The following is an 11,196-nucleotide window of genomic DNA, read 5'->3' as shown; positions in this document are numbered from 1 at the left end:
AGAGCATTAGAGAGATATCCAGAATATGCAGATATTCTGATTCTTGTCGGTAGAAGTTATGCCTGGGAAGGGAAAAATGATTCAGCTTCAATCTATTTAGAAAGGGCCATAGTCTCATCCCCAAAGTATGATGATGGGTACTCCGCTTATCTTGATAATCTTATGTGGTCTGATCAATACGATCAGGCAGATAATGTTCTTGCAAGAGCCAAAGAGAACTTTGGTACTCCGCTCCCTGACAATCTTAGATATAAAGAGTCAAGATTATTTTATTATCGGGATGAATATGATCAGGCCTATGAGATAGCCGAAGAATTATTTGATAAAGACTACGCACAAGAAGGTTTGCTAGGGTATATCCAAAATCTGCAACGGTTAAGAAGAACCAATGCAATAGGGGTAACTTATGATTATGATAATTTCCAAGGAGATCTTACACCTTGGAACACATATTCCTTTTATGGAAGAACCCGTACTAACTTAACTGGTGCTTTGATTGCCAGAGTCACTCAAGCTTATAGATTTGATTCTCAAGGGACTTTATTTGAATTAGATGCTTATCCTTCCCTAGGAGAAAATATGTATGCTTATATAAACATAGGAGGCTCAGGAGCTGGTTTTTTTCCAAAAATAAGATTTGGCACCTCCATCTATTATAGCTTGGAAAAAGCTTGGGAAGTGGAAGCAGGTTACAGGTATTTGGGTTTTGGAGAAGCAACGCATATTTACACAGGTTCTTTAGGGAAGTATATAGGTAATTGGTGGCTTAACCTTCGGGCAAATGTGATTCCTGATAATGGACAAGTGAGCACCTCGGCAAATTTTCAAGCAAGATATTATTTCAAAACAGCAGAGGACTTTTTCAGCTTGCAATTGAGTTCCGGCGTTTCTCCTGATGAAGAAAATAGAGATCAAACCCAACTATTAAATTCCTATAGGGCCAGAATTGGTTATCAGCAATTATTGACCAGTAGGTTTATGATTTATGCCTTTACAGGATATAGTAGAGATGAACTCTCCACAGATATCTTTAGAAATGACCTCAATTTTACGCTCGGCATAGAATATAGATTTTAATATTTCACAGAATGATCTCAGAAGAGCTAAAAATCTTACTCAGGCGTATTTCTCCATTTCTATTGATTTTGGTCTTGGTCCCATTGCTTAGCTATGTGATTTGGTTAGTTTTCCCAAAGAAAAACTTAAATATTATCGTTGTCGACAAAACAGTGCTGGGGCCAGGCCTCGTAGAGCATAGTTCTCTTTTTTGGGTTTTAGAACATCTTAAGTTTACTAAAGAGAATGATGATTTTTATGATAGAAAAACGGATTATCTAGGATATTACCCAGCAGGAGAAAAGTCAGAACCAGAAATTAAAGACTTATCAAAATTAACCAATCAGATGGTTAAGGAAAAGGTAGAAAAAAGTGATCTAATTTTTATTGCCGACACCTATGGAGTGATGGCCTCTGCCGATGAACTTGCAAAGAGTGGATCATTAAGACCGAGAGTCATTTATGGAGGCCTAGATGCCAAAGATCTTGAACTCCTACGCGAGGCAAAGTCCCAAGAAAAAACAATAATTGCAGAGTTTAACTCTATGGCTAGCCCTACTACCAAGGCCAATAGAACAGAATTTGAAAATCTGATGGGGTTAAAATGGACTGGATGGATAGGTAGATATTTCGATGAATTGGATACTTTGATAAACAATGAAATTCCAATTTGGCTTCGCAATCAATATAAGGAACAACATGAAGGAAATTGGATGACATCCGGTCCAGGCCTTGTATTTATTCATGAAGATGGAATCATTGAAGGATTGAAATTTGAAGAGGATTATTTGAATAAAATCCCCCTAATTCGCTCTCAAAAAAGAAACCCACTTGCAGAAAATTTACCTGATATCGTACCTTATCCTGATTGGTTTGATGTAGTATTGATCGAAAGAGACTATCAGGTTATTTCCTATTATGATATTAATCCGACGTCGGAAGGGTTAGAGAAATTGAGAGGTTTGGGATTACCAAGATTTTTCCCTGCTGCAGTAGCAAAACCTAATGGAAAGGGACATTTATATTATTTTGCAGGAGATTTTTCTGACCTCAGAACAAACTTAGGATCATCGAGATTTTCAGGTCTGCCTTTTTTATGGAAAGGTCTTCATTTAGTGACTGATTACACAGATAGAGAAAGTTTTTTTTGGAATTATTATTATCCTTTGACCTCTAAAATCCTTGAGAAGGCGTATTCTGAAAAAGAGTGAAAATTACTCTAGTTCATCAGGCAATAGTTTAGAGGTCTGAATTAGGTAGTTGTTTCTGTTCTTGAACTCTTCAAACTCACCTATCAATCTTGTCAAATTCTGATTATCGTTTATTGGATCTATGTTTAACCCATCACTGATCAAGAACAATTGTCCGTCTGAAAGGAAATATTCTTCATTAATATAATCTACTAATTGGTTTTTATTTCTCATAAGCGGCATTGCAACTTTAGACTGGAAAACTTGAGCCGTATCAAAAACTTGACCTAGCCATACTACTTCATCCGGTTGATTCAGCCCGACTTGTTTATCTAAAAAAGATAGGAGGGAAGGTGAAATTTCGAAATGTGAGGTAAGACCCTTAAAATGAATATTTCTTTTGAGTTTTGGTGAATAAATAATCAAAGGGACATGAAACCTATCCAACCTTGAGGACATCGGAACTTCAGGTAAACGGTGGTCGCCTGTTATTACGAAAATTGTATTTTCAAACTCAGGTCTTTTACTATACTCTTCCATAAATTCCTTTATAGCTTCATCTGCATAAAGAATGGTCATGTATATGTCTTGATAGGACAAATAATCCTGAATTTTATTTTCTGAAAACTCTAAATAATTTTCAAGATGATTTCGCAATTTAGGACCAAAAACTTCAGGTGTAGGAACCCTATAGGGATCATGAGAAGTTTGAGTTTGGAAAATTCTTACCTGAGGTAAAGTATCAGAGGCGGGAAGTTTATCCAAGCCATTAGAAAACATATCCTTATCGGGATATCCCCAAGAAAAGCCTGTTGATGAGGGAGTCTTTTGATATTGAGACCCGTATTCACCTTGATCGATAATACGATCTACATTCTGGTAGATTAAAAAATCTCCTTCATTGTCAAAGTTTTTATCCGAGCCAATATAGAACTCAACAGAATAATTATTTTCCTTCAATATACTTAAGAAAGAATCGTGTTTTGGGAATTCGGGAGCGAATTCAAGAAATCCATTTTGTCCAAAAGGCAATCCGCCAAATACCCCTGGTAGTACCCCAAAAGTTCTTCCAGTTGATGAAATGGCATTATCCCAAACCAAACTAAAATTTGATAAGGAATCTAAATAAGGCGTAAAACTACCCAAATACGCATCTTCCCCGGAATAGGCTCGACCTAAGCTTTCTACAAAAATGAAAACTATATCCGGCTTTGAATTTAAAGTATCAAAAAAGGGACTTAATACATCAGGATAATTTGCGGTATGCATAAAAGGATAATTATTATCCGTGAAATTCTTTTGAACAGTCAGATTTTTCCCAGAGGGTCTTAAGTAAAAGTCAAAATAGTAATCGTCCGAAAACATGAAATAGTTAAAAGATTGCTGTACCAGAAAATTGGTTTTGTTCTGCTCTACATTAAATCTATTCTCATTGACACTTTCAGAATCAGATAAAGGGAAAATTAAAAAAAAGAACAATGAAACTAGACCTATTCCTGTCATCCATAGATAGGATTTTAGACTTAAGTTAATTCTATTTGAACCGTACCAAAGAACAAATCCTATGACTAAAAATGAAACAAATGATAGAAATATCATTAAGGGTGATAAGACACCGGAACTACTGACAGTAATGACTAAATCATCATAACTATATGCGAAAACATCACTTCCTAGAGGTTGTAAGGTTTTTACAAAATAAAGAATCAATGAAACCTGAAGAGTGATTGCAATAAGAAAAATTAAATTGAGTGTGATTTTTGAAATTTTTATTGATAGTAAACTTAGAATCAAGTAAACAATCATTAATAGACCGAAAAAATAGAGTAACCAGTTTAAATCTTTTACAAAACTTTTAAATAAGACATCTCTTAGAGAAAAATTTAATACATGCTGATCAAAAATGAGATACAGTTCCAGAAATCTAAATAGAATTACTATTCCACTAAAAATGAGGGCCATCCCCCAAAAATTCCCTAGTATTGTTTTTATTTTATCAGGTAGGGTAGACCTAATTTCAGCTTTCTGAGCCATATTTAATCAATAACTTTTTAGGATAAGACTCAAAAGATAGGCCAAAATCGGGTATCTTCACCGTGTCAAATTAAATTTATGGGTAAATCAGATCTCTTATTTGAGCTTTACAGTAACTTGAGTACTACTGGTGCACTTACTTTCAGTTCAAAATCCCTTGTAAACAAAATGCTTTCATTTTCAGACTTATCTAATGCAAAATTGATAGTCGAGATGGGAGGAGGGGATGGAAGCATTACTCAAGGCATTGTGGATAAATTAGCTCCTGATGCGGAACTTTTGGTTTTTGAGATCAGTACTTCTTTCTGCGAAGCTATGAAAAAGCAGTTTCCTCAAGGTAATGTAAAAATCATCAATGATTCCGCAGAAAATATTCATCTATATCTCAATAATAAAAAAGTAGACTATATTTTTTCTTCTCTTCCTTTCAGCTTTATTTCTCCCGAAATCAGAGAAGAAATCTTACGGCAAAGTAGCATTGCTTTAAATAGCAGTGGATATTTCATTCAAATTTGCTATTCCTACCTTTTAAAGAACTTATTTAAGAAACATTTCAAATCAGTGAGTTCAAGTTTTACTCTTAAGAATTTACCCCCAGCATTTGTAATGGTTTGTAAATAAAAAGATAATGGATATTCTTGAAACTGCTCTTTTGGAAATGTGCAGAAAAAGAAAGAAGATTTTTTTTAACGCTGAAGATATTATTCGTGAAATGTTTCCTGAGGATTGGGAACACTTTTTACCGGAATTGGAATCTCTAATAATATCTTTTTATAAAAGTGGGAAAATTGAAATTGAAGATTCTCCAAACGAAAACCCAGTTTCAATTAAAATGAATAGAAGTCTAAGAATAAAATGCATTACTAAACCTAAATCCTAATATATCTGTTCTACCTAAAATTAAAGAAGAGAAAATGGATGACGAGTTAAATTTGCCAAAGACTAAAATATCTGTACCTGATGGTCTTGAATTGATTACTTTGGGTGCAGGATGTTTTTGGTGTACAGAAGCTGTATTTCAGAGATTGAAAGGTGTGGAGTCTGTCATTTCAGGATATTCCAACGGAATTATTGAAAACCCTAGTTATAGAGAAATATGTACTGGAACTACCGGACATGCAGAAGTAATCCAGGTTTATTTTGATCCAAAAATCATCAGTTTACATAAGATTTTAGAAGTTTTTTTTGCAACCCACGATCCAACCACTTTAAATAAACAAGGAGCTGATACTGGCCCTCAATACAGGTCTGCAATTTATTATGGGACTGAAGATCAGTATAAAATAATAACTGATTTAGTCGATCAATTGAATGAATCCGGGGTATTTGGGAAGAGAGTTGTGACAGAAATAGCGCCACTTTTGAGTTTTTATCCTGCTGAAAGCTATCATCAGGATTATTATAATTTAAATGGACATCAACCTTATTGCCAATTTGTGATCAAGCCTAAAGTCAATAAATTGGAAAAATTCTTTAAAGAGGAGATTAAGTCCTAGAATAAAAATATTTTATGCTAACAATGAAGCGAACCAGAGCCCAAGAATCTAGAGCTGCTATAGAGCGCATGTATATTACAATGCGTCATTTATTTACTCGAGGAAGTTATAAACCAATGGGGATTTCTGGGGAAAGTCTAGTTAGTGCTCTTATGGTTTTAAGTCCTGAAATCTATGGTTCGGTTACAGATCCTGAAAAATTGGAATTAGATGGTCTTCTTTATGTGATGGAGCGCTTACCAAGAGGGATTGAAGAGTGTAGATACGTTCGATTGATCAGTAGAGAAGGGTATGAAATATCTCATTTGGAGCCAATTGTTCCTGCAAAAAGGAAAAGAAACTGCTATAGACTTGATGAGCAAGTGATGTATGTTGAAATGACTCGTGGACGGTCAGATATTTATGACATATTAACGCACCTTACATTTCTTTACATAGAATCTCGTAAAATCCTAAATAATAGTACTGATCCAAAGGGTAAAATTTCTCAGAATTGGATCATGCTTGAAGAATTGGTGAAAAAAGAAGCTGCGGGAGAAGTTTTTGAAAAAGAAGCGGCAAGTGCTTATTTAAGCCATTTGATAGGAAGAACTTTTGAAGAAACAGTTTCAGCTGTTGACAAATTTGAAAAATCCGCCAATTCTAATAGTTTATTCTCCATTGTTTATCACATGGGGAAATTGGCCTATGATGAAAACACAAAAAATCTAGATCGGGAAATATCCTTTTCAGCTACTCTTCGGGAAAGAATAGGCCATCATGTCTATGGAGAGCTATGGGCGAGAAGAATAAAGTTGGCTTTGGATAAACGCAATTTACTAAAACGTCCTATTCATGTGATTTCGGCTAATCTTCATTCTGTTCTCAATACTATTTATGCCCCACAACTTTTAGGCGTAAATGATTATGAATCACTTGAAAAAGTGGTGATGGACATCAGTGTTAAGGCAAAAGGAAATAAAGGAAAGGCTATTTATGATTATGCTATAAAACATGGTTTTATTGATTTACCCGATGAATCCGGGACGAATATCGGGACTCAAATAATAGATACTGCTTTACTTGAAAAAGAGGAATTGCTACCTGGAATCAAATTATCCAAAGAACTAGAAAAACGTCCTGTTTTCGTAGTGATGGATTATGCTTTTGGAGAACAGGCATATGAGTGCTTTGATGAATTATTAAAACCTTTCAAAAAAGGTGATAAAGATATTCCTTTGAATGTGGTATCAACCAGTATCATGGGTAAAGCAGGAATTCTTTATGGAGGTAAGGGGGATTTAATGATTCCCTCTTCTCATATTTTCGAAGGAACAGCTGATAATTATCCGTTTAAGAATGAGTTGAAGAAATCTGATTTTGAAGGATATGGATTGGGAGTTTATCAAGGATCCATGATAACAGTCCTAGGTACTTCACTTCAAAACAAAGATATTTTGACCTATTTCATGGAATCCAGTTGGCATGCTGTTGGACTTGAAATGGAGGGAGCTCATTATCAAAAAGCTATTCAGTCAGCCTCAAAAATCAGAAGTAGCATTCCTTCAAATGTAAAAGTACTTTATGCCTATTATGCATCTGATAACCCTTTGGAAACCGGAAGTACTTTAGCATCTGGAGCTTTAGGAATGGAAGGAGTGAGGCCAACCTATTTAATTACCTATAAGATTTTGGAAAAACTTTTTAAATAAGATTTTAACTATTATTGTTTCGGTTGGCAATCTTATTTCGTCTTTGTAAAAACAAGGAATTATGAAAAGGTATTTTTCCATCATTACAATTCTTTTGGCTTTGAATTTTCTTCAAAGCTGTGAAAATGAGAATAATCCAAATTTATTGGAAGTTTATTGGGATCAAACTGGATGTGCTGATCCTTGGGCTACAAATTCTTCTCAAAATGAAAATGATCTCATTAATGCAATTGAAGAATATTTAGCGACTGAGGGAGTTATTGGGGCTAAAGTTATTTCCATAAAAAATGAAGCTAGCCAAGCAAATTGTTTAGCATGCTTTTGCACGACTGGTATCAGGTTTTTTGTTGCAGCACCAAAAGATCAACTTGACAAGTTATTGGAACTGGGTTTTCAGCGTAAGTCTTAGCTAGCTAGTATAGCAATCTTTTAATTACTTCAAATAAAGCGTTTTAAAACACTGATAATCAATATATAAAAAAAGCCACTCTTCAAGAGTGGCTTTTTGTTTTTCTATTGTAGGTTAGATTTAATTGGAGGAGGACCTGGAGGTACCATCCCTTTATATACATAATTTCCCAAATGCTCTTTGAAATCAGCTTTAACAGCTTCGACTAGATCTGGGTTCTGAAATAAATCAACCATCGTCATTGATAAGGCTTTGGCAGCATAGGCCATTCCTTTGTGACCGATAGACATCCCTCCAGCTGCAACGACTGCCCATGAATGCCAAGGTGTTCCATTTGGCGCTGTAGTTGCAGAAAGTCGAATGGTAGGTACAACATAACTGACGTCACCTACATCGGTGCTTCCTCCCATGCTATTCTCAGCAGTTTCCTCCATCGGTTCAATTTTAGAGACTAATCCGATCTGTGGCTTACCAGTAGCTTCTTGGATTTTTTTAGCAAAATCCTGTTCTTCCTCGGTGTATGATATGGGACCTAAAGTTTCCAAATTCTTTTGCAATGCGGCCGAACCAGTTCTATTTACCAAAACTTCATGAATACCAGAAATAAGATTTACTTCATAATCTACATTGGCCATGATTGCCGCTCCTTCTGCCATTTTCTGAACTTGCTCATAAACAGGCATCAGGCCTTCACGACTACTATCTCGAACTCTTACCCAAATCCTACTATAGTCAGGAACTACATTGACAACTTGACCTGCATCTTGGATATGGTAATGAATTCTAACTGTTGGTTTGATATGTTCTCTATAATAGTTTATGCCTGTCGTATATAGCTCCAAGGCGTCAGAAGCAGATCTTCCATTCCAAGGATCAGCAGACGCATGAGCGGCTTGACCTTTAAATTCTACCTGAAAATCTACCAAGGCTAGACCCTTTTGTACTGCTGCTTTTGTTTCAGCAGCCGGATGCCAATCCATGACGACATCAACATCTTCAAAAAGACCAGCACGAATCATCCAGAGTTTCCCAAAGAACTTTTCTTCTGCGGGAGTTCCATAGAACCTGACCGTTCCTTTTATTTTGCCTTCGTCTATTAAATCTTTGATTGCTGCAGCAGCTCCGAGAGATGCTACTCCAAATAAATTATGTCCGCAACCATGTCCTGGAGCATCTTCATGCAAAGGGCTTTTGTAGGGTACTTTATTTTGAGACAATCCTGGTAATGCATCAAATTCACCTAATATTCCGATCACTGGTGAACCAGACCCGTATTCGGCCACAAAAGCAGTTGGAATCTCTCCAACTCCTCGAGTTACCTTAAAACCTAAACTCTCTGCATAGTCAGAAAGAGCAGCAGCAGATTGTGTTTCTTCAAAAGCTATTTCCTCAAACGACCAAATTTTATCACTTAAATTTGTGAGTGCATTAAATCGATCATCTACTGATTGGATTACCTCTTCTTTTAGAGGATTGGGTTTTACTTTTTTCTGTGCGAGTAGCGGTAAACTACTCCCTATTCCCAAAGTTATCAGCAGGAGGGAAGAATAGAATTTTCTCATAGAATTGATGGTTTTTAATGGATTTAAAGTAAGTATAAAGATTTACTTTATGAGTAATATTTTTATCTACAAAAATCAATACAAAAAAATAAAAGCAGCCTTTCAGCTACTTTTATTTACATTTTTTAATTAATGATTTTGACTCAATACATTACCATGCAATTCCATAATCATCACCATAATCGCTTGACCCACCCCAGAAACTTCCGTGTTTCCAGTCAAACCAAATTGCGTTGATAGGTCCAGAAGTCTTATTCCAGAGTTCAATATTGTATCCTTTCTGAGCTAATTCTTTGTTTATCCAAATTGGAGAATCCTCTCTCAATACAATAGCGCCTGGCCTTACTTCATGGCTACCAAAAGAACTTTGCATTTGGTAAGAATTGAAATTGGCGGCTTCTGTGGATTCTTGAACATCCATTCCGAATTCAACGATGTTAAGGAATAGTTGCAATAGATTCTGATCTTGTGAATCACCACCTTGTACAGCAAAAGCCAAGAATGGTTTTCCGTCTTTCATTGCCAAGCTAGGTGTAAGGGTAACTCTTGGTCTTTTACCGGGTTCAGGAAGATTGTATGGATTTAAGTTTTCATCCAATACAAAACTTTGCATTCGTTGAGAAAGACCTACGCCTGAATTTCCTGCTACTACAGCTGGAATCCAGCCACCACTTGGTGTAACTGAAACTACCCATCCTTCCGCATCCGCAGTTTCTACAGATGTAGTTCCACTCATAAAATCAGAAAGAAACTCTGGATCCAAAGTGCTGTTCATATTATCCTCGCTGAGAGAAGCCATTGCATTTTTGTTTTGGTTCAAGAGATCTAAATAAGGGTTGGTTTCTCCCTGAAAAGGATATGGATCTCCAGCAGAGATGGTAGGATCATTTTTATCTCCTATCAGTTTGGCTCTTTCTTTTGCATATTCTTTGGATAATAAACCCTTCATTGGGGACTTCACAAATGCTGGATCTCCATAATAAAAGTCTCTATCAGCAAATGCTAAATTCATAGCTTGATACACCGTATGAATGTATTTGGCAGAATTGTAACCCATAGATTTCAGATCAAAATTTTCCAATATATTCAAGGACTGTAATAATGCCGGACCTTGAGTCCATTCCTGAAGTTTATAAACATCAATTCCTTTATAATTTACGTGAAGTGGCTCTTCAATTTTAACCTTCCAGTTTGCAAGGTCTGCCTCAGTAAATAACCCACCTTGCTCTCTAGTACCTCGAACAATTTCTTTTGCAATATCTCCCTTGTAAAACCTATCATAAGCAGCATAAATTGCCTCTTTTCTTGACTTTCCAGCTGCTAAAGCTTCCTTTTCAGCTTCTACTAGTTTGGAGAGGGTTATATAAAGATCTTCCTGAACAAATATTTCACCTGGTGATGGAGCTTCCCTCTCTTCTCCAAGATGAGGAAGAAATATTTTTTTTGAATAAGGCCATTGTTTGATTCTTCCTTTTTGAGCTTCCATAGCATTTGCAGTTTGAGCCTCAATGGGGTATCCTTTTGCCAATTCAATGGATGGTTTCAAAATCTGCTCCAAGCTCATGGTTCCAAATTCAGCCAGCATGGTCATAATACCTCCTGGTGTACCAGGAGTTGTAGCAGCCAGAGGTCCGTATTGAGGAGGATAATCCATTCCTTGAGATTTATAAAATTCAACAGTTGCACCTGTTGGAGCGTACCCTAATGCATTGATAGCGATTACTTTTTTGGTATTTGGATTATAGATTAATGCTTGGG

At 36.0% G+C, this 11,196-nt stretch carries 10 protein-coding genes; 7 read left to right on the top strand and 3 right to left on the bottom strand.

The window, feature by feature from the left end:
- Together Q0L68_RS10670 and Q0L68_RS10665 are read left to right on the top strand one after the other, a co-directional pair.
- Positions 1-1,077, top strand: a 1,077-nt coding sequence (locus tag Q0L68_RS10670; protein ID WP_296702742.1) for a YaiO family outer membrane beta-barrel protein, incomplete at its 5' end; no start/stop codon positions are given.
- Positions 1,078-1,088: 11 nt separating this feature from the next.
- Positions 1,089-2,267: a hypothetical protein gene (locus tag Q0L68_RS10665; RefSeq protein WP_296702740.1), complete on the top strand. Its 1,179-nt coding sequence runs from the start codon at positions 1,089-1,091 to the stop codon at positions 2,265-2,267.
- 3 nt (positions 2,268-2,270) lie between these two features.
- On the opposite strand, the gene Q0L68_RS10660 is transcribed toward Q0L68_RS10665, so the two are convergent.
- A complete protein-coding gene (locus Q0L68_RS10660; protein WP_296702737.1) occupies positions 2,271-4,280 on the bottom strand; it encodes a sulfatase-like hydrolase/transferase in 2,010 nt (669 codons plus the stop codon).
- Positions 4,281-4,358: 78 nt separating this feature from the next.
- Between Q0L68_RS10660 and Q0L68_RS10655 the strand changes: the two genes are divergently transcribed.
- The 5 genes from Q0L68_RS10655 to Q0L68_RS10635 all read left to right on the top strand — a co-directional run bounded on the left by Q0L68_RS10655 (position 4,359) and on the right by Q0L68_RS10635 (position 7,876).
- Positions 4,359-4,901: a methyltransferase domain-containing protein gene (locus Q0L68_RS10655; RefSeq protein WP_296702734.1), complete on the top strand. Its 543-nt coding sequence runs from the start codon at positions 4,359-4,361 to the stop codon at positions 4,899-4,901.
- Between the two features lie 7 nt (positions 4,902-4,908).
- Positions 4,909-5,160 (top strand): hypothetical protein, encoded by a 252-nt coding sequence (locus Q0L68_RS10650; protein ID WP_296702732.1) that lies wholly within the window; start codon positions 4,909-4,911, stop codon positions 5,158-5,160.
- 34 nt (positions 5,161-5,194) lie between these two features.
- Positions 5,195-5,776 (top strand): peptide-methionine (S)-S-oxide reductase MsrA, encoded by a 582-nt coding sequence (gene msrA, locus Q0L68_RS10645; RefSeq protein ID WP_296702730.1) that lies wholly within the window; start codon positions 5,195-5,197, stop codon positions 5,774-5,776.
- Positions 5,777-5,799: 23 nt separating this feature from the next.
- On the top strand, positions 5,800-7,467 hold the full coding sequence (locus Q0L68_RS10640; RefSeq protein ID WP_296702727.1) for a hypothetical protein: 1,668 nt from the start codon (positions 5,800-5,802) through the stop codon (positions 7,465-7,467).
- 61 nt (positions 7,468-7,528) lie between these two features.
- Positions 7,529-7,876, top strand: coding sequence for a hypothetical protein (locus tag Q0L68_RS10635; RefSeq protein WP_296702725.1), 348 nt, complete (start codon positions 7,529-7,531; stop codon positions 7,874-7,876).
- 104 nt (positions 7,877-7,980) lie between these two features.
- On the opposite strand, the gene Q0L68_RS10630 is transcribed toward Q0L68_RS10635, so the two are convergent.
- Positions 7,981-9,438 carry an amidohydrolase gene (locus tag Q0L68_RS10630; RefSeq protein ID WP_296702722.1) on the bottom strand — a complete coding sequence of 486 codons (1,458 nt, stop codon included), beginning with the start codon at positions 9,436-9,438 and terminating at the stop codon, positions 7,981-7,983.
- Positions 9,439-9,589: 151 nt separating this feature from the next.
- The coding region (locus Q0L68_RS10625) for a gamma-glutamyltransferase (RefSeq protein WP_296702720.1) at positions 9,590-11,196 on the bottom strand (1,607 nt) is incomplete at its 5' end.

Origin of the sequence: Algoriphagus sp. (genome assembly GCF_024642405.1) — a bacterium.
Taxonomy (GTDB): Bacteria; Bacteroidota; Bacteroidia; order Cytophagales; family Cyclobacteriaceae; genus Algoriphagus.
Note: the sequence above shows the minus strand (reverse complement) of the source record. Positions and strands in the feature narration are given on the sequence as shown.